Here is a 24967-nt window from a genome sequence, read left to right as displayed (position 1 = left end):
TGCTCAGCGCAGCTCGGAGATGAGCACGGCGCTGGTGCCGGGTGCGGTCGCCTCGAAGATGTGCGGAGCATCTCCGGCGTAGGTGAGGTAGTCGCCGGGGCCCAGCAGCACTGGTTCGTCGACCGGGCCGATCCGCGCCTGTCCCGCCATCAGGATCACGTGCTCGATCGTTCCGGGGTGATGGGGGTCGGAACGGCGGGCGTCGCCCGGCTCGGCCTGGATCAGGTAGATGTCACGGCGGGCGCCCGGAGGGCTGGCCGACAGCAACGTCGCGCTGTACGCGGCTGCGGAGGACGGGACGCCTGCGATGTCGTCTGCCCGGATGAGGGTCGGTGCGTTGGCCTGCTGATCGACCAGCACGGCGAAGGGGACGCCCAGAGCCACGCCGAGCGCCCACAGCGTCTCGACGCTGGGGTTGCCTGCTCCGCTCTCGAGCTGGGACACCGTCGCCTTGGAGATGCCGGCTCGTCGAGCGAGCTCGGACACCGACAGACTCGCCGCCTCTCGCTCCCGACGCAGGGTGCGGGCGATGCGTGTGCGAAGTTCCTCCATGTGTTCATCATGTCAAACGTTCGTTCGCTTGACTATCTGTGTCCCCATGTTCAGAATTATGATCATGCGTTCAGTGAAGCGAACAGTAGTTCCGGTGGTGTGTGATGACCGCCGAGCGTGAGGTCTGGCGCGAGGCGCTCGGTGTCGTTCTCGCGACCAGTGCCTACGGCATCTCCTTCGGCGCGCTCGCGGTGGCGTCGGGCCTCGACGTCTGGCAGACGTGCGTGCTGAGTCTGCTGATGTTCACCGGAGGATCGCAGTTCGCCTTCGTGGGGGTCCTCACTGCGGGCGGCGTCGCCGCGCTGCCCTCGGCGATCGCCTCGGCGGCGCTTCTCGGGGTGCGCAACGTCGCCTACGGCATGCGGATGTCGCCGATCATCGGAGGAGGGGCCGTGCGCAGGGCGGCTGCGGCGCACTTCACGATCGACGAGTCGACGGCGGTGGCGATCTCGCAGAGCGACCCGCGGCTGCGGCAGGTCGGATTCTGGGTGACGGGGATCGGCATCTTCGTCGGCTGGAACATCACCACCCTCGTCGGGGCGCTCGTGGGCGACGTGCTCGGAGACCCCAAGGCCTGGGGGCTGGATGCGGCGGCGGCCGCGGCATTCCTCGCTCTGCTGTGGCCGAGACTCCGCCAGCGTCAGGCCGTCGTGGTCGGCATCGCCGCGGCTGTGGTCGCCGCGGCCTTCACCCCGGTGCTGATGCCCGGACTTCCGGTACTCGTCGCCGCGGTCGTCGCGATCGCCGTCGGTTGGTTCAACTGGATGGGGCGGCCTGCCGCATCGGTCGAGTCGACCGATGCGGGATCGGAGGGGACGGCATGACCCTCTGGAGCGCCATCCTCCTCGCGGCGCTGATCTGCCTCGCCCTCAAGGCCGCCGGCTACCTCGTGCCGCCCCGGGTGCTCGAGGCGCCGCGCACGGCCCGCATCTCGGATCTTCTGACGGTGGCGCTCCTGGCGGCTCTCGTGGCCGTGCAGACCCTGGGAGACGGGCAGGCGATCACCGTGGATGCGCGCGTGCCCGCTCTGCTGGTCGCGGGCGGGCTGCTGTGGCTGCGGCAATCCTTCCTCGTGGTCGTGGTGGCGGCTGCGGTGGTGGCTGCACTCCTTCGCCTGTTCGGCGTCGCGGCCTGACCCTGCCAGGTTTCTGATCGGGATCGTGCGGGCCTCCTCGGTAGGATCGACAGGTGCGCGTGAGCTGGATGTCGAGAGTGTTGTCGTGGATCGCTGCCGCCCTGGTGGGCGGTGTCTACGGCATCGCCGGCACCATCAGCCACAGCGTGATGTGGGGCCCGATCCCGGTCGGCATGATCGTCGCCGCGATCGCCTGCGCGGCCATCCTGATCGCCGTGCGCGCGCTGACACACGACCGCGGTGCCGTCGTGGCAGCGGGGCTGGGGATGATCGGCATGCTGGTGCTGATCTCCGGCGAGGGTCCTGGAGGCTCCGTCGTCGTGCCCGCGTCGTTCGCGGGGCAGATCTGGACCTACCTGGTGGCCGGAATCGTGCTGCTGGTGATCGCCTGGCCCTCGGTGCGACGTCTTCCCGTGCGTACGGAGGCACCCGCCGCGCAAGAACCCGAGGCTCGCGAGTCGTAGACTGAGGGGGTGACGTATGTGATCGCCCTCCCGTGCGTCGATGTCAAGGATCGCGCCTGCATCGACGAGTGCCCCGTTGACTGCATCTACGAGGGTGAACGCTCGTTGTACATCCACCCGGATGAGTGCGTCGACTGCGGTGCCTGCGAGCCGGTGTGCCCCGTCGAGGCCATCTACTACGAAGACGATCTGCCCGACGAGTGGCAGGACTACTACAAGGCCAACGTCGAGTTCTTCGACGAGATCGGGTCCCCGGGTGGCGCCGCCAAGGTCGGCGTCTACTCGTTCGACCACCCGATCGTCGCCGCTCTGCCGNCCCGTCGAGGCCATCTACTACGAAGACGATCTGCCCGACGAGTGGCAGGACTACTACAAGGCCAACGTCGAGTTCTTCGACGAGATCGGGTCCCCGGGTGGCGCCGCCAAGGTCGGCGTCTACTCGTTCGACCACCCGATCGTCGCCGCTCTGCCGCCGCAGGGCGAGTAGGCGCGCTTCGTGAGCGTCCGCGACCTCGCCGACTACCCGTGGGACGCCGTCGTCCCGTTCCGTGAGCGCGCCGAGAGGCACCAGGACGGGCTCATCGATCTGTCGGTCGGCTCTCCCGTCGACCCGACGCCCGAGATCATCCGGCGGGCGCTGGCCGAGGCGACGGACGCCCACGCCTACCCGCAGACGGTCGGCACGCCGACGCTGCGCGAGGCCATCGTGGACTGGTACGCCCGACGCAGGGGAGTGCCCGACCTGCGCGTGGACAACGTGCTCCCGACGATCGGCTCGAAAGAGCTCGTCGCGCTGCTGCCCACTCTGCTCGGTCTGGGGGCCGGCGACATCGTCGTGCACCCGCGCGTGGCATATCCGACCTACGAGGTCGGCGCGCGCGTCGTGGGGGCCACGCCCCTGCCCGCCGATGACCCGCAGGCCTGGCCGGAGGGCACCAAGCTCATCTGGATCAACACCCCGGGCAACCCGGACGGCCGCACCTGGACCGTGGACGAGCTCGCTGCGGCCGTGAGCCGCGCTCGCGAGCTCGGAGCCGTCCTGGCGAGCGACGAGTGCTACGCCGAGCTGGGGTGGGACGGCGAGTGGGCGACCGAGCCGATCCCCTCGATCCTCGACCCGCGGGTGACCGCCGGAAGCCGTGCGAACCTGCTCAGCGTCTACTCGCTGAGCAAGCAGTCCAACCTCGCCGGATACCGTGCGGCGTTCGTGGCCGGCTGTGCACGCATCGTGGGAGAGCTGCTCACGGCACGCAAGCACCTCGGGCTGATGCCGCCCGCACCGGTGCAGCACGCGATGGCTGTCGCTCTCGGAGATGACGAGCACGTCGCCGTGCAGAAGGAGCTCTACCGCACCCGTCGCGATGCCCTGCGTCCTGCGCTGGAGGCGGCGGGCTTCCGCATCGAGGGTTCCGAGGCGGGGCTGTACCTCTGGGCGACCGAGGGGCGCGACGCCTGGGAGTCGATGGCGCGACTCGCTGACCTCGGCATCCTCGCAGGCCCTGGGCCCTTCTACGGAGCCGATTCCGCACAGCATGTCCGGCTCGCGCTCACCGCGCCGACCGCGCACGTCCGCGAGGCCGCGCGTCGACTCTCCGCAACCGATATGGCAACCGATATGTAGGTTCCCTCCTCGGAGGGGCCGTCTGTTTGGCGGATGTCACAGTAGGCCTGTGTGACTACTAGGCTGTAAAGGCGATTCGGTCGTGACCCGACCTGGCGCTTGAGCGCCGTGAGATCGCCAGTTCAGGCTTGATCAAGATCTTGTTCGACATCACCGCGACGAGCGGGGGCGGACACAACGAGGAGGTCCGCGTGAGTGCAGCGGCAGACCAGACGGCGAAGCTGACGATCGGCGACACGACCGCCGAATTCCCGGTGCTGCGCGGCACGGCAGGGCACGACAGCATCGATTTCTCGACGCTGACCCGACAGACCGGATACACGGGCCTGGACTACGGTTTCGTGAACACGGCCTCCACGAAGTCCGAGATCACCTTCATCGACGGTGACAAGGGCATCCTGCGCTATCGCGGCTATCCGATCGAGCAGCTCGCGGGCTCCACCAGCTACCTCGAGGTGGCCTGGCTCCTCATCTACGGCGAGCTGCCGTCCGCCTCCGAGCTCGCGGAGTTCGACGAGAAGATCCGTCGTCACACGCTGCTGCACGAAGACCTCAAGCGCTTCTTCTCGGCTCTGCCGCACACGGCGCACCCCATGTCGGTGCTGTCGTCGGCCGTCGCCGCCCTCTCGACGTACTACGAGGGGCAGACAGACCCGCACAACCCGGAGCACGTCGAGCTGAACATGGTGCGCATGCTCGCCAAGCTCCCCGTGATCGCGGCCTACGCGCACAAGAAGAGCGTCGGCCAGGCATTCCTCTACCCGGACAACTCGCTGAGCTTCGTCGACAATTTCCTGAAGCTGAACTTCGGTGTTCACAGCGAGGAGTACGAGGTCAACCCGGTGATGTCGAAGGCTCTCGAGCTGTTGCTCATCCTGCACGAGGACCACGAGCAGAACGCCTCCACGTCCACGGTCCGTCTGGTGGGTTCCACCGGCGCGAACCAGTTCGCGTCGGTCTCCGCCGGCATCCAGGCTCTCTCCGGCCCGCTCCACGGCGGTGCCAACGAGGCCGTGCTGACGATGCTCGGTCAGATCCGCGACTCCGGTCAGAGCGTCGCTCGCTTCGTCGAGCGCGTGAAGAACAAGGAAGAGGGCGTGAAGCTGATGGGCTTCGGCCACCGGGTCTACAAGAACTACGACCCTCGCGCCAAGCTCGTCAAGGATGCGGCCGACGAGGTGCTCTCCTCCCTGGGCGTCACCGACCCTCTGCTCGACCTCGCGAAGGAGCTCGAGGAGCTCGCGCTGGCCGACGACTACTTCCGCGAGCGTCGCCTCTACCCGAACGTCGACTTCTACACCGGCGTGATCTACAAGGCCATGGGCTTCCCGACGCGCATGTTCACGGTGCTCTTCGCGATCGGCCGTCTGCCGGGCTGGCTCGCGCAGTGGCGTGAGCTGCAGCTCGACCCGCAGACCAAGATCGGTCGCCCGCAGCAGCTGTACACGGGTGCGCCCGAGCGTTCCTTCCCGACGCGCTGATTTCAGACGAGAAAGCGCCCCTTCCGCACGACGGAGGGGGCGCTTTCGTCGTCTGGTGGCGACGCGGTGGATTCGGACTCCCGGCATTCGTCGCGGTTAAGCGGCACGGCGCCCCCTCCGACGAGCGGAGAGGGCGCCGTGCTGAGCTGAAAGCCAGCGGGTCGTGTGTCAGCGACCCTGCGAGCTGCGGCCGCCCTGACGGGAGCTGCTCTGCGTGGAGTAGCCACCACCTGCGCCCGTGCCGGAGGCACCGGCGCGGGGACGACGACGGCGACGCGACGGCGGGTTGGCCGCTCCGCTCTTCTCGCCGCCTGCCGGGCGCTGCTTGGAGGACTGGCGCTGCTGCTGCGGAGCCTGCACGGGGGCCGGGCGCACATGCGCTGCGCGCTCGGGCACCAGCGCGGTGACGGCCGCGGTGGTGACGTCTTCCAGCGGAGCGGAGATGGCGGCCTTGCGCAGGAGGTCCTTGACGTCGCGGCGCTGCTCGGGGAGCACGACGGTCACGACGGTGCCCGCGGCACCGGCACGCGCGGTGCGGCCGGAACGGTGCAGGTACGCCTTGTGCTCGACGGGCGGGTCGACGTGGACGACGAGGTCGACGTTGTCCACGTGCACGCCGCGTGCCGCGACGTCGGTCGCCACGAGCACGCGCACTCCGCCGTCTTCGGGAGCGGTGGAGAAGGCGCCGAGGTTGCGCTCGCGCGCATTCTGGGAAAGGTTGCCGTGCAGGTCGACCGCGGGGATCCCCGCGGCGGTGAGCTGCTTCGCGAGCTTCTTCGCCTGGTGCTTGGTGCGGGTGAAGAGGATGCGGCGACCGGTGCCCGAGGCGAGCTCGCGCACGAGGGCGGTCTTGTTGTCGGTGGAGTCGACGACCAGCACGCGGTGGGTCATCTCGCCGACGGGCACGCTCTCCTCGTCGACCTCGTGGCTGACCGCGTTCGAGAGGAAGCGGCGGGCGAGGGTGTCGATGCCGCGGTCCAGGGTCGCGCTGAACAGCAGACGCTGTCCACCGGCCGGGGTCGCGGTGAGGATGCGGGTGACGCCGGGCAGGAAGCCGAGGTCGGCCATGTGATCGGCCTCATCGAGCACGGTGACCTCGATCGCGCTCAGGCGAACCACCTGCTGCTTCATGAGATCTTCGAGTCGACCGGGGCAGGCCACGACGATGTCGACGCCGCCGCGCAGCGCCTGCTCCTGCGGACGCTGGCTGACGCCGCCGAAGACGGTCGTGACGCGCAGGCCCGCGGCCTCGGCGAGAGGTGCGATGGTCGCGGCGATCTGCGTCGCGAGCTCACGCGTGGGGGCGAGGACGAGTCCGCGCGGGAGGCCGGCACGGCGCTGTCCGCCGGAAGCGGCGAGGCGCGCGACGAGCGGCAGGGCGAAGGCGATGGTCTTGCCGCTGCCCGTGCGTCCGCGGCCCAGGAGGTCGCGTCCGGCGAGGGAGTCGGGAAGGGTGTCGCGCTGGATGGCGAACGCCTCGGTCTTGCCGGAATCGGCGAGAACGGCGGCGAGCTCGGCGGGAACGCCGAGTTCAAGGAAAGTAGACATGCAGAAACTCCGTCAGCGCCCGAATGAACGGCGCGAGATAAAGGGGTGAGGTGGGCGACGGCGCAGGAATTGCGCATCGGTTCGCCGTTCGAAAGGCCAGCTGATGCTGGTGGTGGGAGCAGTTCCGCTCGCTTCGGTCCTCGGAGACCCCGTGACGACGACGATGTTACGAGACCGGCGGTACACGCAACTCCGTCAGTCTACCAGTGCGTGCATGCCGTCGGCCGCATGTCGACGTCCGCGCGGGTCGTCAACCGCCTGCAGGAGCGGGGCAGGCGTCCCTGGGCGTCGTTCTCAGGCGTGCAGCGCCTCGTTCAGCGTCACTCCGACACCGGCGCGACGTACGGCCTCCACCGCACCGCTGAGCGAGTTCCGGCGGAAGAGCACCCCATCGTGACCGGAGAGCTCGGCCCCCTTCACGCTCTTGCGTGCGCCATCAGCGGTCACAGGTCCGTCGACGAGGACGATCTTGGTGCCGGCCGTGACATAGAGCCCGGCCTCCACGACGCAGTCGTCGCCGAGCGAGATGCCGATGCCGGCGTTCGCGCCGAGCAGCGTGCGGGCCCCGATCGACACGCGGTGCGTTCCACCGCCGGAGAGGGTGCCCATGATCGACGAGCCTCCGCCGATGTCGCTGCCGTCGCCGACCACCACGCCCTGCGAGATGCGCCCTTCGACCATCGACGCGCCCAGCGTGCCGGCGTTGAAGTTGACGAACCCCTCATGCATCACGGTCGTGCCGGGGGAGAGGTATGCACCCAGACGTACACGGGAGGCGTCGGCGATGCGGACGCCGGAAGGCTGCACGTAGTCGGTCAGGCGGGGGAACTTGTCGAGCCCCTGCACCTGGATGCCGGCACGCTGGAGGTGCGGACGCAGGCGAGCGGCATCCGCGGGAAGGACGGGGCCGGCGTTGGTCCAGGCCACGTTCGGAAGGTGCCCGAAGATGCCGTCCAGGTTCAGTTCGTTGGGACGCACCACCAGATGGGAGAGGGCGTGCAGACGCAGGTAGGCGTCCGCGGTCGAGGCCGGGGCCGCGTCGAGGTCGATCTGCAGCTGCACGACCTCGAGCGTGACGTTTCGCCGTTCGTCGGGCCCGGCGAGGGGCTCGAGTGCGGCGACGGCGACCTCGTCGGAGGTGGAGGTACCTGTCCGCACCTCGGGGTACCACGCATCGAGGACGGTGCCGTCCCCGGCGATCGTGGTCAGGCCGATACCCCATACAGTGCGTGCGTCGCTCATGCCTCCACGCTATCGCCCCCGAGGGATGGCGACGTCTCTCATGACGGGGTAAGTAGTCTTGACCCATGGTGCTCGATCTGACCGCGTCCTCCGTCGACCTCACCCGTGCGATCTGCGATATCCCGAGCGTCTCCGGTGAGGAGAAGAGCTTGGCCGATGCGATCGAGGCAGCGGTGACGCCGTTGGAGCACCTCGACGTCTTCCGTCACGGGAACACGATCGTCGCCCGCACCGACCGCGGCCGTGCACAGCGGGTCGCGATCGCCGGTCACATCGACACCGTGCCGATCAACGCGAATCTGCCGACCCGCGACATCGAGATCGACGGGGTGCCCTATCTCTGGGGGCGCGGCACCGTCGACATGAAAGCGGGCACCGCGGTGCAGCTGAAGCTCGCGGCCGAACTGACCGACCCCGCGATCGACATCACCTGGATGTGGTACGACAACGAGGAGATCGAGGCCTCGAAGAACGGTCTCGGATTGCTCGCCGCCGTGCGCCCCGATCTCTTCGAGGCCGACTTCGCGATCCTGGGAGAACCGTCCAACGGCGAGGTCGAGGGCGGATGCAACGGCACTCTGCGCGCGCTCGTGCGCACGACCGGCGTGCGCGCCCACAGCGCACGCGCCTGGATCGGCGAGAACGCGATCCACCGCGCCGCGCCCATCCTCACCCGCCTGGCGGAGTACCGCGCCAAGGAGGTGCTGGTCGAGGGGCTGCTGTACCGCGAGAGCCTGAGCGCGGTGCGCATCGCGGGCGGAGTCGCGGGCAACGTGATCCCGGACGCGTGCGAGGTCGAGGTCAACTACCGGTTCGCGCCGAGCAAGTCGGCGGCCGACGCCGAGGCCCATCTGCGCGGAGTCCTCGCCGGCTTCGACATCGAGATCACGGATGCCGCCGAGGGCGCGCGTCCCGGCCTCGACGCCGAGATCGCGAAGCAGTTCGTGGCCGCCGTCGGCGCAGAGCCCCGACCGAAGTACGGCTGGACCGACGTCGCACGCTTCTCCGCCCTCGGGATCCCCGCCGTGAACTACGGCCCCGGCGACCCGCATCTCGCCCACCACGATGAGGAGCGCGTTCCCCTCGTGCAGATCGACGCCGTGGAGCGGGGCCTTCGCGCATGGCTCACGTCGCGCTGAGCATCGCACGCCGCTGGGCGATGTCGCCGGTCGCACTGCGTGTGGCCGTCATTTACCTCGGCGCACGGGCCGTCACGACGGCGTTCCTGCTCATCGCCGCTTCGCTGTCGACCTCGTCCTCGCGTTTCGGCGCGGGGGCCGGGCTCATCGATTTCGTCCTCGGCTGGGACGCGCAGTGGTACTGGCTGGTCGCCGAGGACGGATACCCGAGCGATCTGCCGCTCTCGGACACGGGCGACGTGGTCGAGAACGCCTGGGCGTTCATGCCGGTGTTCGCATATGCGGCCAAGGGGATCGGGTTCGTGCTCGGGTCCTGGGGCGCCGGGGCTCTCCTGCTGTCACTCGTGGCGGGGTACCTGGCCTGTCTCGCCCTTCATCGTCTGCTTCGCGAGCGTCTCGGGAACTCGGCGGCGATGTGGGCCGTGGTGTTCTTCGCCGCCGGGCCGATCGCGGCGATGTTCCAGGTCGGCTATGCCGAGACCCTGTTCCTTCTGCTGCTGTTCCTGGCCCTCGATGCGACGATCCGGCGCAGGTACGCCTGGTTGTACATCCTCATCCCGGTGATGGCCTTCACCCGCCCAGGGATCCTCGCCTTCGCCCTGTATCTGGGCCTGCACGGTGTCCTGCGCTGGCTTCGGCGCGCACAGGATCCGCTCCCGGGACGGGAGATCGCGCACATCCTCGCTCTCGGCGCCCTCGCGACCGCCTCCGGCTTCGCCTGGCAGGCGATCGCGGGAATCGTCACGGGAGACCCCGGTGCGTATCTCGCGACCGAACTCGCGTGGCGTCAGCATTGGATCACCGGCGGCGTCGAAGGGTTCATCCCGTTCGAAGGATGGATCCAGGCGTCGCAGTTCTGGTTCGCGCTCTGGGGGATGCCGCAGTGGTGGGGACCCCTCGTACTCGCCGTGCTGGTCATCGGCGCGTCTGCAGCGCTCCTGTTCTCCCCGCAGGTGCGGGCTCTCGGCGCGGATCTTCGTCTGTGGAGTGCCAGCTACCTGCTGTATCTGCTCGCGGTCTTCTTCCCGCAGTCCAGCACCTTCCGCCTGCTCCTGCCCCTCAGCCCTCTCTGGGGTGCGGTCGCCGTGCCTCGATCACGCCTCTGGCGCATCGGGGTGCTGGCCGCATGTCTGGTCGGACAATGGTTCTGGATCTACCACGTATATGCGCTCGGGAGCACGTTCTGGCAGGTGCCGTGATCGTGAAGCTCGAGCCAATTGTTGCTCCGTGACCTCCAGGTCCCGGTGACACCCGATAAACTCATCCCATACCACCGGAGGAAAGGGAGCCACGATGGCAGCGATGAAGCCGAGGACCGGAGACGGGCCTATGGAAGCCGTGAAAGAAGGACGACTCATCATCGTGCGCGTTCCGCTCGAAGGCGGCGGCCGCCTGGTCGTCTCTGTGAACGACGCCGAGGCCAAGGAGCTTCACGACGTGCTTGCCGCCGTCGTGGCACCGGCCTGATCGACCTGGGTCCGCTTCAGCGGATCCGAAAGGGCGGTGGATCCTCGGATCCACCGCCCTTTCCGTGTGCGAACGGTGCCTGCGCCCTGCGAGGTTCGTGCGTCAGTCGCGCTCTGCGAGGCTGATCAGCTGCAACAGTCCTTCGCCGGCGGGCGAGAGCGTGGCCAGGACGGCCGAGGACTCCTGCGTCTCCTGCACGAGGGACCGGTAGGCCGAGGTGATCTCGTCGCGCTGCACGGGGTCGGCGACGCGGCCACCTGCGAGCACACGGGGCACGAGGACGAGCCCCCCGGTGCGTGCGAGACGCAGACCGTGCTCGACGTATTCGATGACGTGCTCAGGGTCGGCGTCCACCAGCACGATGTCGTAGGAGTTCTCGTTCATGCGGGGGAGCACATCGATCGCTCGCCCCGTGATGAAACGGGCTCGTGTGGACGGGATCTTCGCATCGGCGAAGGCCTGCCGTGCCGCGGCGAGATGCTCCGGCTCGTTGTCGATCGAGGTGAGCACGGCCTGCGGCGCTCCACGCAGCAGCCAGAGTCCGGAGACGCCGGCGCCGGTGCCGATCTCGACGATGGAACGAGCGCCGGTCGCTGCGGCGAGCACGGCGATCTGCGAACCGACGGCCGCGCTGATCGGCATCGCTCCCAGCTCGATCGCATGTGCGCGGGCGCGGGTGATGGCGTCGGGTTCCACGATGGACTCGCGCAGAAAACGCGCGTTCGCGTCATACTCGCTCATGGCCTGTTTCTCCCTGCCTGCCCTGTGAACCTCTCCAGCGTATTCGGTCGGCGAGTGCGGGGACCGCAGGCGCGGCGGTAGCCTGTAGAGATGACGTTCGGGCTCACTTTCGAGAAGCTGCTGCTGATCGGCCTCATCGCGGTCCTGATCATCGGCCCCGAACGTCTGCCGCGGGCCGCGGAGAGCTTCTCCCGCATGGTTCGCAAGGCCGGAGAGTACCTGCGCGCGACCAAGACCAGGGTGCGCGAGGAGATGGGGCCCGAGATCGATGACGTCGATTGGCGCAAGCTCGACCCGCGTCAGTACGACCCCCGTCGGATCATCCGCGACGCGCTGATGGAGGAACCTCAGCCCGCGACTCCCATGCAGGCGCGCGAGACCATCGCGGAGCCGATCGCCGGAACCGTCGCCCCCACACGTGTGACTCCCCAGGAGTTCAGCGCGACCAATCGCCCGCCTTTCGACCCTGAAGCCACGTGACCAGAGGGCGGCTCGCGGATCGCGACGCCGTGGCCTTCTGGCTCTCCGCGCTGTGCGGGTGCGTGGCGGTCCTGATCTGGACCCTGTGGGTGCTGCCGGTCGCGGCCTCCGTCGATGACGCGGCTCCGTCACCACTCGGGCGCTCTGCGGAGGTCATGCTCGATTCCGGTGAGCGGGGTGGCATCTGGGGCAACGGGATCTCGGCGGCGCTGGGCACGATGGAGTGCGCGGTGGTCGGCCCGGACGGCGTGGGACTGCCGCTGTCGGGCGCGCCGTCGCTCACCTGGGACGACACGCTGTGGTGGATGACGCCCCGGCCGGGCTTCGCGCAGAGCGCGCAGTTCACCGCGGTCGAGGCCGGCATCCACACCGTGACCTGCGTCGACGCGCTGGACACCTACGACGGTGAATTCCTCGTCGCCGGTGACACCTTCGGACGCGGGTCCGTCGGTCTCGGTCGCAACGGCGGCAGCGATTTCGCCGTCGGTTCGCTCCTGGCCTTCGGCGCGGTGGTCTGCCCGCTGATCGTCGTGCTCGTCCCCGGCGTCATCCTGATCCGTCGTCTGGTCGCCCGTCGACGCCGGCGTCGTCGCGCTGACGGCCCTGCGCCCCGGAGGGCGTCGCCTGAGGTCTGGGAGAGCTAGGAGATCTTGGAACGGAGCGTCGCGATGTCGGCATCCGTGAGCAGGGCGCGGGGGATCGCGGTGGCGACCGAGGCGTCACGCAGCTTCAACAGCACGGCGTCCTTGCCCACGTGCATCTTCTGGAACGTGCGGTAATCGATGTCGGATCGACGGCGACCGCTGCCGACCTGCAGCCTGTCGTCTTCGAGCGACACCCACACCACCTGCTCGACCGGCATCGCGATCCGGACGGCCGTTCGGGCGCCCGAGACGGACATGAAGACGGCGAAGCCGGCGAGCCCGGCGATGATCACGGGCATCCAGCCTGCGGCGAACGGGGCTTGTGCCCCCGGTGCCACGGGGGCGCTGAGATTGAGGATGCTGAGCACCAGCGCACCGGCGAGGGCGAACCACATCACGAGGGCGGACGGGCGGGTCAGCGAGTAGATCGCGGCGTCGCGCGCCATCCGTCGCAGCAGCCTCTCATCGACGGTCAGGGAGCGGGGGGACACTCGTTCATCCTCCCACGCGCTCAGCCGATCGACATCGGCAGAGACCGACCGGAGAGGCCCCTGCCCTGCCGGGCGAGGGCGGCCGCGAGTTCGCGGATCGTCGCGGCCGCGGCATCGGTCGTCCCGCCGCCGACGATCGGCTCTCCCGCGTCTCCGCCCTGACGCAGAGCGGGGCTGAGGGGGATCGAGGCGAGCAGCGGGACCGCCGCTCCCGGCTCGGAGAGTGCCTCGGCGACGGCCGCGCCTCCGCCGGAGCCGAACAGGTCGATCAGGGTGCCGTCGGGGAGTGTGTACGCCGCCATGTTCTCGATCACGCCGATCACGCGCTGACCGGTCTGACGTGCGACGAGACCGCTGCGGATGGCGACCTCGGCCGCGGCGGTCTGCGGGGTGGTCACGACGAGCACCTCCGCATGGGGGAGGAGCTGGCCGATCGAGATCGCGATGTCGCCCGTGCCGGGTGGCATGTCGATCAGGAGCACGTCGAGATCCCCGAAGAAGACGTCGGTGAGGAACTGCGACACCGTGCGGTGCAGCATCGGTCCGCGCCACGCCACGACGGACTCGCCGTCGCGGAGGAACATGCCGATGGAGATCGTCTTCACGCCATGCGCGACCGGGGGAAGCATCAGGTCGTCGATGCGGGTCGGCTGGGTACCGGCCGGGATGCCGAGGAGCCCGGGGATCGAGAAGCCGTGCACGTCCGCATCGACGAGGCCGACGGACAACCCCTGATCGGCGAGGGCGACGGCGAGGTTGGCCGTGACCGTCGACTTGCCCACGCCGCCCTTGCCGCTGGAGACGAGGATCACACGGGTGAGCGAGTCGGGGCCGAACGGCATGTGTCGTGCGGGTCTTCCCGCGCGGAGCTTGTCGGTGAGCGCCTTGCGCTCGGCCGGCGTCATCACGCCGACCTCGACCTCGACCTCGGCGATGCCGGGGACCGATGCGGCCGCACCGCGCACGTCGGCTTCGATCCTGGCCGCCGCGGGGCACCCGACGATCGTCAGCACGATGCCGACGCGGGCGCGGTCGCCGTCGACGGAGATCTCGCGGACCATGTCGAGTTCGCCGATGGGTCGGCGCAGCTCCGGGTCCGTCACGGCGGCGACGGCCGATCGGACGCGGTCGGCCGCGGTCATGAGGCGGTGCCGGGTCGGGGTCTGTCCGGCGCGTCTTCGAGCTCGGCGAGAAGAGCCTTGAGCTCCTGCCTGAGCACGTCACGGGTGACGGCCTGCGAGTTGCGCTCTTCGAGCGACATCCGCAGCGCGACGATCTCTCGGGCGAGGTACTCGGTGTCGGCGAGGTTGCGCTCGGCGCGCTGCCGGTCCTGCTCGATCTGCACCCGGTCGCGGTCGTCCTGGCGGTTCTGCGCAAGCAGGATGAGCGGTGCGGCGTAGGAGGCCTGCAGGGAGAGCATGAGAGTCAACGCCGTGAATCCGAGGGCGGCGTCGTCGAAGCGCAGCTCGTCGGGCATCAACGTGTTCCAGAGGATCCAGACCACGCAGAAGAGGCTGAGGATCAGCAGGAAGGCCGGCGTACCCATCGCACGAGCGACCCACTCGGTGAAACGCCCGAAGCGGTCGCGAGAGGTCGCCCTGGGGCGCGTGGTGGTGCGGCCCGGTGCGTCGAGGCGCGGGGATCGGGCCATCAGCGCATCTCCTTCGCGGGGGAGCTGTCGTCGCTGTCGTGCGAGCGCCAGTCGTCGGGGAGCAGGTAGTCGAGCACGTCGTCGATGCTGATCGCTCCGACGAGGCGGTGCGCCGCATCGATCACCGGGAGCGAGACGAGGTCGTAGCTCGCCAGCAGTCGCGCCACCTCGGCGGCGGATGCGGTGACGGGTACGGGCTCGAGGCTGTCGTCGAGGATGGCGCCGAGCCGCTCGTGCGGCGGGTAGCGCAGCATCCGCTGGAAGTGCACGAGCCCGAGCAGGCGCCCGGTGGGGGTCTCGAACGGCGGGAGCGTCACGAACACCGCGGCGGCCAGCGCGGGGTGCAGCTCATGACGGCGGATCAGGGCCAGCGCCTCGGCGACGGTGGCATCGGCCGACAGGATGATCGGCTCGGGGGTCATCAGGCCGCCGGCAGTGTCGGGTCCGTACCGCAGCAGCATCCTGACGTCCTCGGCCTCCTCGGGCTCCATGAGCTCGAGGAGCTGCTCCAGACGGTCCGGGGCCAGCTGGGCCAGAAGATCGGCCGCATCGTCCGGTTCCATCTGGTCGAGGATGTCGGCCGCGCGCTCGTCTCCCAGACGGTCGAGGATGTGCACCTGCTCGTCTTCGGGCATCTCCTCGAGGGCGTCGGCGAGACGGTCGTCCGACAGCTCCTCGGCGACCTCGATCATGCGCTGCTGCGGAAGGTCGAGGAGCGTGTTGGCGAGGTCGGCGGCGTGCAGCTCGGAGTACGAGGCGACGAGCTGCTCGGCCGACTGCGACTCGCCGGGCGCACGCTGCTCGGTGACCTCGCTCCACCCCGCGAAAGTCGTCGGTCCCTTCGCGAACGGAGAGGCGCTGGTCTTGGGGCGGCGGAGGAACAGCTGGCTGATCGCCCATTCGCCGAGGCGGTTCGGCTCGATCGCGATGTCCTCGATCACCGCGGTGCCGCTGCCGTCGACGAAGCTCACGCGTCGCCCGAGCATCTCGGCGAGCACCCGCACCTCGCCGGCGCGGGGAGAGAACCGTCGTACGTTGATCAGACCCGTGCTGATCACCTGGCCGGCGCGGATCGAGGTGACGCGTCCGATGGAGAGGAACACCTGTCGGCGTCCCGGGATCTCCACGACCAGACCGATGACGCGGGGCGCCGCGGTACTTCGGTACACGACGACGACATCCCGGACCTTGCCGAGCCGGTCGCCGACGGGATCGAAGACGGCGCACCCGGCGAGGCGCGCGGCGAAAACCCGTTGTGTGCTCACTTCTCCAGAGTAGTCGGCGGCTCAGGTCTCCGGCGGGATCGTCGCGCCTCGGGCCGTCCGACGGTGCGCGTGGAAGAATAGCCGGATGAGCATGCTGAACCGGCCCGCGAGCGGCACAGACACCGGCGAGATCGTCGCGTCGATGCGCGACTACGAGAGCGCGCAGAAGACGGTCTCGAAGCTGATCGCCGGGGAGGTGCCCGCGCGCGATATCGCCATCGTCGGACAGAGCGTGCGCACCGTGGAGCGTGTGACCGGCAAGCTCGGCTATGCGGCCGCCGCGCGCTCCGGAGCGATCAACGGCGTGCTGATCGGGCTGTTCCTCGCCGCCATCCTCGTGCTGGGCAACCCCGAGGTCCCGATCCAGCTCTTCCTGGGCTTCGTCCTCATCGGCGTCGCGGTCGGCATGCTCCTGAGTCTCGTCACGTACGCGATCGTGCGTCGTCGTCGTGACTTCGCGAGCGTCACGCAGTTCGCGGCCGACCACTACGAGGTCACGGTCCTGCCCTCATCGCTGGGCAAGGCCCGCCAGGTGCTCGGCGCCAACAAGGTCGCCCCGGTGCGACCCCCGGTCAACCTCGATGAGCCGCCGCGTTACGGTGAGCGGATCACACCCGGCGCGACCCCTCCCGCTCCCGCTCCCGAAGAGCCCGTCATTCCGCCGCGTCCCGCCGACCCGGTGGCCGAGCCCGTCGCCGAACCGGAATCCGGTGCGACGCCCGACCCCGGGACCGCCGCAGCGTCGACGGTGACGCCGGTCGAACCCGAGACCGCCCCCGATGCGGACGGCATCCAGGGCGAGCGGGCATGACGGCGATCTGCGCACTCTCCGTCTGATGGTCCAGATCCCGGTCGAACTCTCGAACGGTCCCACTGTCGTCTCCGCAGACTGGACCCCCGGTGACAACGGGGCGACGGTGATCGTCGCGCACGGCGCGGGTACCGGCATGGACCACCCGTTCCTCACGGGCTACGTCGACGCGCTCGGTGCGAGCGGCTTCTCGACCCTGCGTTTCAACTTCCCCTACGTGGAGCAGGGACGACGGATGCCGGGACCTGCCGCGCACGCGATCGCCACCTGGAACGCCGTCGCAGCCTTCGCACGAGAGTCCGCCCCCTCAGCGAGCCTGTGGGCGACCGGGAAGTCGTATGGGGGACGCATGGCGTCGATGGCGGTCGCCGAGGGCATGCTCGTCGACGGGCTCGCCTACCTCGGCTATCCTCTGCATCCGCCGGGGCGGCCGGAGAAGCCGCGCATCGAGCATCTGCCGGGCATCACGGTGCCGCAGCTGTTCGTCGAGGGGACGAACGATCCGTTCATCCAGCCGATCGCCCAGTTCGAGGAGGCCGTCGCGAGCTGCCAGGATGCGCGCGTGGTCTGGGTCGAGGGTGCCGGCCACACCTTCGAGGTCAAGGGGCACAAGCGCCCCGCGACAGAGATCGGGGCGTCGCTCGCGCCGATCGTCGCCGAGTTCATCGATCGCTGAGCACGTCACCGCGCCGACGTCACCGCTCCAGCGTCGCCAGCTCCTGGTCGTCGAGCAGGCGCCGCAGCGTCGTGAGCCCCAGCGTGCTCATCGGGGGATTGGACTGCTCGTAGTACCAGCCGAGCCCGATCGCCTGCTGGAAGGCCCACGCCGCGCCTCGCAGCCACTCGGTGTCGCTCACCCCCACTCCGTCGCGCAGCACAGCGCGGGCGGGAGCGTCGAACAGATGCCAGGCGCTGACCAGGTCGAGCGCCCGATCGGCGGGACCGAAGCCACCGCCGTCGAGAACTCCCACCAGACGGGTGACGCCGTCGGTTTCCCTGACCAGAAGATTGAACGGCGTGAGGTCGCGATGACTCATCACGTCCGGGCCGTCCGATGGCAGGGAACGCAGCGCCGTCCAGAGTCGGGTGGCGCGGTCGGTGTCGAGAAGATGCCCGCTCCTGTGCAGGCACTCGGCCACCCATTCGTCATGGTCGGTGAGAGTACCTCCGCGGCCACGGCCGTCGAAGACCCGATCCTCGACCTCGGTCGCCCGCAGCCCCCGGATCAGCGTCACCAGGTCCTCCGCCAGCGACGCGGATGCCGCTTGCGCGGTGGAGCCGGCGGTCTCGCCGGTGAGCCAGGTCTGCAGCGACCAGGCCGAGGGGAAGGCTGCGCTGCCGTCGGCCACGCCGCGAGGCAGCGGTGCCGGGAAGGGGCTGCTCACCGCGAGCGCGGTCATCGACGCGGCCTCCGCCTCCGCCTCCGCCTCCGCCTCCGCCCGTGCGACGGGGAGGAGAGGGAAGCGGGCGACCAGATCCTTCCCGACACGGACGATCGTGTTCACCGTCCCGATGGTGGAGATGGGGCGGAGCACCGCATCGCCGTGTTCGGGGAACGACACGGCGATCAACTCGCGCGCGAGCGCGAGATCGACCGTGTACGCAGCGTCGTGCATCGTCAGAACGGCCGAGTCCGCCCCTGTTTGCCCATCGGCGTCAGCTCTGCAGTCGCGCGATCCAGGCCTCGACCTCGTCGGCGGTGCGGGGGATGCCGGCCGAGAGGTTCACGGGGCCGTCTTCGGTCATCACGATGTCGTCCTCGATGCGCACGCCGATGCCGCGGAGCTCGGCCGGCACCGTGAGGTCGTCGATCTGGAAGTACAGTCCGGGCTCGATCGTGAAGACCATGCCCGGTGCGAGGATGCCGTCGTAGTACATCTCGCGACGGGCCTGGGCGCAGTCGTGCACATCGATGCCGAGGTGGTGCGAGGTGCCGTGCACCATGTACCGACGGTGCTGGCCGCCCTTGTCGGCGTCCAGGGCCTCTTCGGCGGTGACGGGCAGCAGGCCCCACTCGGCCGTGCGCTCGGCGATGACCTTCATAGCGGCGCCGTGCACGTCGCGGAAGCGCACTCCGACCCGGGCGGCGGCGAACGCGGCGTCTGCGGCCTCGCGCACCGTCTCGTAGACCCGTCGCTGCACCTCGGTGAACGTACCGGAGACGGGCAGCGTGCGGGTGATGTCGGCGGTGTACAGGCTGTCGGCCTCGACACCCGCATCCACCAGGATCAGATCGCCGGGGACCACGGTGCCGTCGTTGCGTGTCCAGTGCAGGTAGCAGGCGTGCGGGCCGGAGGCGGCGATCGTGTCGTACCCCTCGCCGTTGCCGTCTTCACGCGCACGGCGGTGGAAGACACCCTCGACGACACGCTCGCCCCGTGCATGCGCCGTCGCCGCGGGAAGCTCGCGGATGATGTCGTCGAAGCCCTTCGCGGTGATCTCGACGGCACGGCGCATCTCGGCGATCTCGAACTCGTCCTTGACGAGGCGCAGCTCCGACACGAATCGTGTGAGGGTCTCGTCTTCGTCGAGCACGAGCTCGCCCTCGACGGCTTCGAACTCGTCCAGGTGCGCGGTCGCGATCTCGAGGTCTGCTGCGACGCCGGCGAGGGACGGGCGCGGACCGATCCAGAACTCTCCGACCGTGGCGTCGGCGTAGAACTCCGTCGTCGTGCGGTCGGCGCGCTCTCGGAAGAAGAGCGTGATGTCATGACCACCCGCGGTCGGGGCGAAGACGAGCACCGAGTCGGGCTCGGCATCCGATGCCCAGCCGGTGAGGTGCGCGAAGGCCGAGTGCGCGCGGAAGACGTAATCGGTGTCGTTGCTGCGCTGCTTGAGCGAGCCGGCGGGGATCACGAGACGCTTGCCGGGGAAAGCCGCGGAGACGGCTGCGCGCCGCATCGCGGCGTACGGAGCCTGTGCGCGCGGCGAGGGGAGCGTCTCGGGACGCTCGGCCCAACCGGTGGAGATGGTGTCGAGGAAGCCCTGAGGAAAGGGCTGCTTGCGGTTGGTGGTGCCGTTCTCGACAGACGCTTCGACGGCGGGCTCTGCGATCGTGTCGCGCTCTCCAGTGCTCATCCCTCCAGTCTGTCACCTGGCGGGCTGGCGCGGGAATCAGCCGACGGGCTCCAGCTGCACGACCAGGGCGCGGTGGTCGCTCCCCCCGGCGTCATCGAGCACGACGGATCCCGTCGGAGACCAGTTCTGCGATGCCATCACATGATCGATCGGCGCGCCCGCCAGCGCGGGCAGAGAACTCGGCCAGGTGCCGGTGAGTCCGTTGCCGGTGCGGGAAGCGACATCGCGGCAGTAGCCGATGTCGCCGCCTTCCACGCCGAGCGGAGCCATATGGTCGATCGTCGCGTTGAAGTCGCCGGCCAGGATGAAGTCGCCCTGGGGGCACTGGTCGGCGATCCACTGCAGGTCGCTGCGCCACTGCTGCATCTCCTCCATGCGCGGGGCCACCGCGTGCACGGCGACGATGGTGGGGCCGGAGCCGTCGATCGGCATCAGCACGACGCTGGGCACCGAGCCGGTGTTGCTCGTGCCGTCCTTCGCCGACTCGATCACGGAGTACTCCCCGAGGTCGGGCGCGACCAACACGGTGGTCTGCCATGACTGCGGACCGTCCTGCACATCGGGGCGGAACTGCACGTGGTGTACCCACATCGGATGGCCCTGCTCCCGGAGCATGATCGCGATGCGCTCGCCGACGGCCTCGGTGGTCTCCGGGAGGGCGACGATGTCGGCACCCTGATCGAGGATCCGCTGCGCGATCACCTCGGCCGGCACGGCTTCACCCGCCGTGTTCCAGGTGAGCACCCTGACGCTGCCCTCGGTCTTCTCCGGGAGGTCGGAGCCGCCGAAGCCGCGCGTGGCGCCGATGGCGGCCGTCGCGCCGGCACCGAGCAGTGCGACGATCAGCACGGACGCGGCGAATCCGCGCAGCGGGCGGGCGAACAGCAGCAGGAGCGCGAGGACCGCGACCACGAGGAATCCGCCGAGCACGAGGCCGCGCGCCGACACGAGCTGCGCGAACGGGTAGGTCTGCTCGAGACGGAAGAACTGCGGCCACACGACGATCGCCGTCGCGATCGCGAGCAGCACGGTGAACAGGATCCCCAGGAGACGAAACATCTCCTCCAGCCTAGGAGCGCCGCCTGTGAAGTCCCTGCCTCGGCATCCGCCTCCGTGCGCCTCTGCGCCTGCACCGGGCGACGCTCGGTACGCTCGGAGGATGGCCACTTCGTCCCACGGGTTCGCCGGTCCCGCCGACCTGCACCTGCACTCCAACCATTCCGATGGCACGGAGTCGCCCGCCGAGGTGGTCGCCCAGGCGCACGCGCACGGGGTGCGCACGCTCGCGCTCACCGATCATGACCGTTCCACCGGATGGGGCGAGGCGGGAGATGCCGCCGTCGCCCTCGGGATGACCTTCATCCCGGGGATGGAGCTCTCCGCGAAGCACGAATGGCGCAGCGTGCACGTGCTCGGCTACCTCTTCGATCCGCAGGACGAGGCCTTGCGCGCCGAGACCGATCGCATCAGGGGGGACCGGATCGGTCGTGCCGAGCGCATCGTGCGCAACATCGGGCGCGACTACGACCTGCACTGGGATGATGTGGTGGCGCAGACGACGCTCGACGCGACGGTCGGCCGCCCTCACATCGCCGATGCTCTCGTCGCGCGGGGGATCGTACGGGATCGGACGGAGGCGTTCGAGGGCATCCTGCATCCGCGGGAGGGGTACTACGAGCCGCACTACGCGCCCGATCCGATCACCGCGGTGCGCTTGATCACCGAGGCCGGGGGAGTGGCGATCATCGCCCACCCGGTGACAGCGGGCCGCGACCGCATGATGCCGGTGCCGTTCATCGAGCGGCTCATCGACGCCGGCCTCGGCGGGTTCGAGATCGAGCATCGCGAGAACACGGAGTCGGGTAAGAGGATGCTGCGCGAGATCGCCGCGAAGCACGACCTCATCGTCACCGGCTCCAGCGACTATCACGGCACCGGCAAGCCGAACCGTCCCGGCGAGAACACCACAGCCGAAGAGATGGTCGCCAGGCTCCTGGCGCACGGCACCGGCACCGCCCCGCGCGTTCCCTGACCATCGCGCCGCCCCGCGCGCGCACGGGAAAGGGCGCATACGCCGGTGTGAACCGGAAGCATGCGCCCTTTCGGTCGAAGCTCAGGCGCCGGTGACGGGAGCCGCGCCTGCGCCGGAACCGCCGCGGCGGCGGCGGCGACGACGTGCCGGGGCCGGCTTGCCGTCATGGTGCTCCTTGCCGGCGCCGTCATGCGTACCCGCTCCCTCGGCACCGCGATCGGCTGAGGGCGCGGACTGTCCCTCGCCCGATGCCGGCTCCGTCGCACCCTCGGTGAAGGTCGATCCGACCGGGGTCGTGCTGTTGCGACGGCGACGGCGACGACGCGTGCCGCTCTCGTCGGTGCCCTCGGCAGCAGCATCGGCCGCGCGCTCCGGGCGACGGGTGCGCTCGGTCTTGACGGACTCGGTCTTGGGTGCCGACACCAGGCGGCCCTTGGTGCCCTGGGGGATGTTGAGGTCCTCGTACAGGTGCGGGCTCGACGAGTAGGTCTCGATGGGCTCCGGCTGGCCGAACTCGAGCGCCCGGTTGATCAGGGCCCACTTGTGCAGGTCCTCCCAGTCGACGAAGGTGACCGCGATGCCGGTCTTGCCCGCGCGGCCCGTGCGGCCGGCGCGGTGCAGGTAGGTCTTGTCCTCGTCGGGGATCGTGTGGTTGATGACGTGCGTGACATCGTCCACGTCGATGCCTCGGGCGGCCACATCGGTGGCCACGAGGACATCGCGCTTGCCCGCCTTGAAAGCGGCCATCGAACGCTCACGCTGGTCCTGGCCCATGTCGCCGTGCACGCCGCCGACGTTGAAGCCGCGGTCGCCCAGCTCGTCGACGAGGCGCTGCGCCGCGCGCTTGGTGCGCGTGAAGATGACGGTCTTGCCGCGGCCCTCGGCCTGCAGGATGCGGGCGATGACCTCGTCCTTGTCCATCGAGTGCGCGCGGTACACGAGGTGCTTGATGTTCGCCTGCGTGAGCCCCTCGTCGGGGTCGCTCGCGCGGATGTGGATCGGGTTCGTCATGAAGCGACGTGCGAGGGCCACGATCGGCCCGGGCATGGTCGCAGAGAACAGCTGCGTGTGGCGGACGGCCGGAACCTTCTGGAAGATCTTCTCGATGTCGGCGAGGAAGCCGAGGTCGAGCATCTTGTCGGCCTCGTCCAGCACGACCTCGGTCGCGTTCGAGAGGTCGAGCAGGCGCTGGCCCGCGAGGTCGATCAGTCGCCCCGGCGTGCCGACGACGATCTGCGCGCCCGCCTTGAGCTGGTCGATCTGCCCCTCGTACGCCTTGCCGCCGTAGATCGCCACGACGCTGGTCGAGCGGTTGCTGGTGAGAAGGTCGATGTCCTCGTACACCTGCACCGCGAGCTCGCGCGTGGGGACGACGATGAGCGCCTTGACCCCGTGCTCCGGGTCCTTGCCGAGGCGCTGGACGACAGGGATGCCGAAGCCGAAGGTCTTGCCGGTTCCCGTCTTGGCCTGACCGATGATGTCCTGGCCGGGAAGGCCGAGGGGGATGGTCTGCTCCTGGATGGGGAACGCGTCGACGATGCCCTTGGCGGCGAGTGCGTCGACGATGTCCTGGTCGATGCCGAGATCGGCGAAAGTTGTCACTTTATTCAGATTGCCTGTCCGGCGACCCTGTGGGATCGCCACGTTAACGGATCCACGCCGTCTCTTGTGCCACAGGCGCGGGGCCCCGCTCCGACGGCGGGGACACGCCCAGCCTACCCGAGGGGTGGTACCGGCCAGGAAGGAGGGTCCGGCACGAGTATTGTGAACGACGTGGTGGACTCGGGAGGACGACCTCGTGGTTAAGTGGTTCTGGCAGCGCGACGACGCGCCGCGACGCACTCTGGCCCTGCGCAGCAGAGGCGATCAGGGGGATGCGACGCGCATCGACTTCGCCGAACTCGCCCCCGAGCTCAACCGCTTCCTCGGTCAGGCCGCCTACCTGCAGCTGGGCTACTTCGAGACGCTGACGCGCCTCATCCGCGCCACGCCCGAGCTCTCCGAGAAGGAGTCGCTCTCGCGTGCCGCCGGAGCCGCTCTGACCAAGCACCGGGGGATCGTCGACCTCATCGCCGAGCGCGGGGACGACCCGACGCAGCTGATGCTCCCGTTCCGGGAGAACCTCGACGCCTTCCGTCGCAAGACCATCGGCGCGCGCCCCCGGGAGACACTGCTGGCGGTGTACATCACCGCCGGGATGCTCGACGACTTCTACCTCGCGCTGGCCTCCAGCTACGGGGACACCGGGCGTCGCGTGGCGGAGATCCTTCGTGAGGACGACGCTCGGCACGAGATCGTCGCCATCGTCCAGGAGACCATCGAGAGCGACGAGGAGTGGCGTTCACTGCTGTCGATGTGGGCTCGCCGTCTGGTCGGCGACACGATCCTCGTGTGCCGCTCCGCGCTGCGACCGGAGCGCCTCGACGTCGACGAGGAGCGCATCGAGCCCGTGTACACCGAGCTCATGGGCGCGCACGCCCGGCGCATGGACGCGATGGGGCTCGCGTCCTAGTCGACGTTTCGCTCGATCCGCCTCGTCCGTTCGCAGGCGGAGCCCGGCGGGTCAGATGCCGAGCGCTGCCCGGTTCTGAGCGTCGGAGCGCTTGCGGAGCCTGGTGAGGGCCACGGTTGCCAGCGCCGCGACGATGGGTGCTCCTAGCACGCTCGCGAGCCACAGCCAGATGCTGTCCTCGCCGACGCCCGCCCATTGCAGAGCCGTGTACGTGATCGCCGAGACGGCGGTCGCGATCGACGGAGTCAGTGCGACGCCGCGCAGCTCACGGTCACCGATCAGGAAGTGCGCGGCGATTCCCAGAGCGCACGCGCCGATGAGTGCGAGGAGGATGTACATCGTCGGGTCAGGCGACGAAGCCGACGCGGCGCGATTCCTCGGTGCCCAGTTCGATGTAGGCGAGGTTCGCGGTCGGGACGATGTAGGAGTTGCCCTTCACATCGGCGAAGCTCACGTGCGATGCGCTCTGCTCGAGCGCCGCGGCGACCTGGGTGCGGACTTCTTCCGCGCTTGCGCCGGTGTCGAAGCTCAGTTCACGGCCGGTGTTGATGATGCCGATGCGGATTTCCACGCGTGCTCCTTGAAGTTCGGGGACTGCGCCAACTCTACCCCG

29 protein-coding genes and 1 pseudogene are annotated in these 24967 nt (G+C 69.3%); 16 read left to right on the top strand and 14 right to left on the bottom strand.

Annotated features, from left to right (window positions below):
* Positions 1-3 precede the first annotated feature (3 nt).
* Positions 4-552, bottom strand: coding sequence for a helix-turn-helix domain-containing protein (locus D514_RS23100; protein WP_017828651.1), 549 nt, complete (start codon positions 550-552; stop codon positions 4-6).
* 104 nt (positions 553-656) lie between these two features.
* Between D514_RS23100 and D514_RS23095 the strand changes: the two genes are divergently transcribed.
* From D514_RS23095 to D514_RS23075, 7 genes and pseudogenes are all read left to right on the top strand, one after another.
* Positions 657-1376 (top strand): AzlC family ABC transporter permease, encoded by a 720-nt coding sequence (locus D514_RS23095; RefSeq protein ID WP_017828650.1) that lies wholly within the window; start codon positions 657-659, stop codon positions 1374-1376.
* Complete coding sequence (locus tag D514_RS23090) at positions 1373-1687, top strand: AzlD domain-containing protein (protein WP_017828649.1); 315 nt, start codon at positions 1373-1375, stop codon at positions 1685-1687. Before D514_RS23095 ends, D514_RS23090 begins: the two co-directional genes overlap by 4 nt.
* Before the next feature lie 53 nt (positions 1688-1740).
* Positions 1741-2151: a hypothetical protein gene (locus D514_RS23085; protein ID WP_017828648.1), complete on the top strand. Its 411-nt coding sequence runs from the start codon at positions 1741-1743 to the stop codon at positions 2149-2151.
* Between the two features lie 9 nt (positions 2152-2160).
* Positions 2161-2466 (top strand): annotated as a pseudogene (fdxA, locus tag D514_RS0118990) (ferredoxin); the annotation flags it as partial.
* Positions 2408-2638 carry a hypothetical protein gene (locus D514_RS0118985; RefSeq protein WP_017828647.1) on the top strand — a complete coding sequence of 77 codons (231 nt, stop codon included), beginning with the start codon at positions 2408-2410 and terminating at the stop codon, positions 2636-2638. The pseudogene fdxA and the gene D514_RS0118985, both read left to right, overlap by 59 nt.
* Positions 2639-2647: 9 nt before the next feature.
* Entirely contained in the window at positions 2648-3772 is a 1125-nt protein-coding gene (dapC, locus tag D514_RS23080) for a succinyldiaminopimelate transaminase (RefSeq protein ID WP_017828646.1), read from the top strand.
* Between the two features lie 191 nt (positions 3773-3963).
* Positions 3964-5253 (top strand): citrate synthase, encoded by a 1290-nt coding sequence (locus tag D514_RS23075; protein ID WP_051056569.1) that lies wholly within the window; start codon positions 3964-3966, stop codon positions 5251-5253.
* A gap of 168 nt (positions 5254-5421) precedes the next feature.
* Here D514_RS23075 and D514_RS23070 read toward each other — a convergent pair whose 3' ends face one another.
* Both D514_RS23070 and dapD read right to left on the bottom strand, forming a co-directional pair.
* The gene (locus D514_RS23070) at positions 5422-6801 is read right to left on the bottom strand and encodes a DEAD/DEAH box helicase (protein ID WP_017828644.1); all 1380 of its coding nucleotides are present in this window, start codon (positions 6799-6801) and stop codon (positions 5422-5424) included.
* Between the two features lie 294 nt (positions 6802-7095).
* Positions 7096-8043 carry a 2,3,4,5-tetrahydropyridine-2,6-dicarboxylate N-succinyltransferase gene (gene dapD, locus D514_RS23065; RefSeq protein WP_017828643.1) on the bottom strand — a complete coding sequence of 316 codons (948 nt, stop codon included), beginning with the start codon at positions 8041-8043 and terminating at the stop codon, positions 7096-7098.
* A 65-nt stretch (positions 8044-8108) separates the two neighbouring features.
* On the opposite strand from dapD, the gene dapE reads away from it, so the two are divergent.
* From dapE to D514_RS38405, 3 genes are all read left to right on the top strand, one after another.
* Positions 8109-9182, top strand: a complete 1074-nt coding sequence (gene dapE, locus D514_RS23060) for a succinyl-diaminopimelate desuccinylase (RefSeq protein WP_017828642.1) — start codon at positions 8109-8111, stop codon at positions 9180-9182.
* The gene (locus tag D514_RS23055; RefSeq protein WP_017828641.1) at positions 9164-10381 is read left to right on the top strand and encodes a hypothetical protein; all 1218 of its coding nucleotides are present in this window, start codon (positions 9164-9166) and stop codon (positions 10379-10381) included. The genes dapE and D514_RS23055 overlap by 19 nt, the downstream gene beginning before the upstream one ends.
* A gap of 94 nt (positions 10382-10475) precedes the next feature.
* The gene (locus D514_RS38405; RefSeq protein WP_017203323.1) at positions 10476-10649 is read left to right on the top strand and encodes a DUF3117 domain-containing protein; all 174 of its coding nucleotides are present in this window, start codon (positions 10476-10478) and stop codon (positions 10647-10649) included.
* A gap of 102 nt (positions 10650-10751) precedes the next feature.
* Here D514_RS38405 and D514_RS23050 read toward each other — a convergent pair whose 3' ends face one another.
* On the bottom strand, positions 10752-11390 hold the full coding sequence (locus tag D514_RS23050; protein ID WP_017828639.1) for an O-methyltransferase: 639 nt from the start codon (positions 11388-11390) through the stop codon (positions 10752-10754).
* 90 nt (positions 11391-11480) lie between these two features.
* Here D514_RS23050 and D514_RS23045 point away from each other — a divergent pair, with 90 nt between their 5' ends.
* Positions 11481-11870: a twin-arginine translocase TatA/TatE family subunit gene (locus tag D514_RS23045; RefSeq protein ID WP_017828638.1), complete on the top strand. Its 390-nt coding sequence runs from the start codon at positions 11481-11483 to the stop codon at positions 11868-11870.
* Positions 11867-12514: a hypothetical protein gene (locus D514_RS23040; RefSeq protein ID WP_017828637.1), complete on the top strand. Its 648-nt coding sequence runs from the start codon at positions 11867-11869 to the stop codon at positions 12512-12514. Before D514_RS23045 ends, D514_RS23040 begins: the two co-directional genes overlap by 4 nt.
* On the opposite strand, the gene D514_RS23035 is transcribed toward D514_RS23040, so the two are convergent.
* The 4 genes from D514_RS23035 to D514_RS23020 are packed head-to-tail and all read right to left on the bottom strand — an operon-like array spanning position 12511 to position 15921.
* Positions 12511-13005: a YcxB family protein gene (locus tag D514_RS23035; RefSeq protein ID WP_017828636.1), complete on the bottom strand. Its 495-nt coding sequence runs from the start codon at positions 13003-13005 to the stop codon at positions 12511-12513. The two genes, D514_RS23040 and D514_RS23035, sit on opposite strands and share 4 nt — an antisense overlap.
* A 20-nt stretch (positions 13006-13025) precedes the next feature.
* Positions 13026-14147, bottom strand: a complete 1122-nt coding sequence (locus D514_RS23030) for an Mrp/NBP35 family ATP-binding protein (RefSeq protein WP_017828635.1) — start codon at positions 14145-14147, stop codon at positions 13026-13028.
* Positions 14144-14656: a DUF1003 domain-containing protein gene (locus D514_RS23025; RefSeq protein ID WP_017828634.1), complete on the bottom strand. Its 513-nt coding sequence runs from the start codon at positions 14654-14656 to the stop codon at positions 14144-14146. Before D514_RS23025 ends, D514_RS23030 begins: the two co-directional genes overlap by 4 nt.
* The gene (locus tag D514_RS23020; RefSeq protein ID WP_017828633.1) at positions 14656-15921 is read right to left on the bottom strand and encodes a CBS domain-containing protein; all 1266 of its coding nucleotides are present in this window, start codon (positions 15919-15921) and stop codon (positions 14656-14658) included. Before D514_RS23020 ends, D514_RS23025 begins: the two co-directional genes overlap by 1 nt.
* Positions 15922-16012: 91 nt before the next feature.
* Between D514_RS23020 and D514_RS23015 the strand changes: the two genes are divergently transcribed.
* Together D514_RS23015 and D514_RS23010 are read left to right on the top strand one after the other, a co-directional pair.
* Positions 16013-16732 (top strand): general stress protein, encoded by a 720-nt coding sequence (locus D514_RS23015; protein ID WP_236610942.1) that lies wholly within the window; start codon positions 16013-16015, stop codon positions 16730-16732.
* A gap of 25 nt (positions 16733-16757) precedes the next feature.
* Positions 16758-17408 (top strand): alpha/beta family hydrolase, encoded by a 651-nt coding sequence (locus D514_RS23010; protein WP_036322968.1) that lies wholly within the window; start codon positions 16758-16760, stop codon positions 17406-17408.
* A 19-nt stretch (positions 17409-17427) separates the two neighbouring features.
* Here the strand turns inward: D514_RS23010 and D514_RS23005 are convergent, their stop codons facing one another.
* The 3 genes from D514_RS23005 to D514_RS22995 are packed head-to-tail and all read right to left on the bottom strand — an operon-like array spanning position 17428 to position 20869.
* Positions 17428-18348 carry a phosphotransferase gene (locus tag D514_RS23005; RefSeq protein ID WP_017828630.1) on the bottom strand — a complete coding sequence of 307 codons (921 nt, stop codon included), beginning with the start codon at positions 18346-18348 and terminating at the stop codon, positions 17428-17430.
* Between the two features lie 40 nt (positions 18349-18388).
* On the bottom strand, positions 18389-19810 hold the full coding sequence (locus D514_RS23000; protein ID WP_017828629.1) for an aminopeptidase P family protein: 1422 nt from the start codon (positions 19808-19810) through the stop codon (positions 18389-18391).
* 36 nt (positions 19811-19846) lie between these two features.
* Complete coding sequence (locus D514_RS22995; protein ID WP_017828628.1) at positions 19847-20869, bottom strand: endonuclease/exonuclease/phosphatase family protein; 1023 nt, start codon at positions 20867-20869, stop codon at positions 19847-19849.
* 100 nt (positions 20870-20969) lie between these two features.
* On the opposite strand from D514_RS22995, the gene D514_RS22990 reads away from it, so the two are divergent.
* The gene (locus tag D514_RS22990) at positions 20970-21842 is read left to right on the top strand and encodes a PHP domain-containing protein (RefSeq protein ID WP_017828627.1); all 873 of its coding nucleotides are present in this window, start codon (positions 20970-20972) and stop codon (positions 21840-21842) included.
* An 81-nt stretch (positions 21843-21923) separates the two neighbouring features.
* Here the strand turns inward: D514_RS22990 and D514_RS22985 are convergent, their stop codons facing one another.
* Positions 21924-23444, bottom strand: coding sequence for a DEAD/DEAH box helicase (locus tag D514_RS22985; RefSeq protein WP_017828626.1), 1521 nt, complete (start codon positions 23442-23444; stop codon positions 21924-21926).
* A gap of 196 nt (positions 23445-23640) precedes the next feature.
* On the opposite strand from D514_RS22985, the gene D514_RS22980 reads away from it, so the two are divergent.
* Positions 23641-24354, top strand: coding sequence for a ferritin-like fold-containing protein (locus tag D514_RS22980; RefSeq protein WP_017828625.1), 714 nt, complete (start codon positions 23641-23643; stop codon positions 24352-24354).
* Between the two features lie 51 nt (positions 24355-24405).
* Here the strand turns inward: D514_RS22980 and D514_RS22975 are convergent, their stop codons facing one another.
* Both D514_RS22975 and D514_RS22970 read right to left on the bottom strand, forming a co-directional pair.
* Positions 24406-24693, bottom strand: coding sequence for a hypothetical protein (locus tag D514_RS22975; RefSeq protein WP_017828624.1), 288 nt, complete (start codon positions 24691-24693; stop codon positions 24406-24408).
* A 7-nt stretch (positions 24694-24700) separates the two neighbouring features.
* Complete coding sequence (locus tag D514_RS22970; protein ID WP_017828623.1) at positions 24701-24925, bottom strand: DUF3107 domain-containing protein; 225 nt, start codon at positions 24923-24925, stop codon at positions 24701-24703.
* Between the last annotated feature and the right edge of the window lie 42 nt (positions 24926-24967).

The sequence above is a fragment of the Microbacterium sp. UCD-TDU genome, assembly GCF_000340625.1.
GTDB classification, from domain to species: Bacteria; Actinomycetota; Actinomycetes; order Actinomycetales; family Microbacteriaceae; genus Microbacterium; species Microbacterium maritypicum.
This window is presented reverse-complemented; position numbering and strand designations above follow the sequence as displayed.